Genomic DNA, 279 nt, shown 5'->3' on the forward strand with positions numbered 1-279 from the left:
TGCAGGTAAAGGACTTTCATCATCAAATGCGAGTTGCAATCGTTCAAGACTTTGTTGTTCACTTAAACCGATCTTAAAAACGTAGTAGATCACTGCGCGTACATGTTCTCTTGACAAGTTCATGTTTCTATTTATACATATACATCCCATGCAGGGTTGTGTCGCTTCACGGAAGCTCTCTAGATCTTGCTTCTCGGGGTAGATCAGCCCCCCATTTTTCTTACTCATATTTTCTTGCTTATGCTTTTCCATAAATCCCTGCCAATCGTTGCCTCTTTG

At 41.2% G+C, this 279-nt stretch carries 1 protein-coding gene; it reads right to left on the reverse strand.

All coding sequences use genetic code 11. The features are described from left to right. The coding region (locus tag ICJ85_RS16490; RefSeq protein ID WP_206688062.1) for a hypothetical protein at positions 1-252 on the reverse strand (252 nt) is incomplete at its 3' end. Between the last annotated feature and the right edge of the window lie 27 nt (positions 253-279).

The sequence above is a fragment of the Aestuariibaculum marinum genome, from assembly GCF_014596975.1.
Lineage (GTDB): Bacteria > Bacteroidota > Bacteroidia > Flavobacteriales > Flavobacteriaceae > Aestuariibaculum > Aestuariibaculum marinum.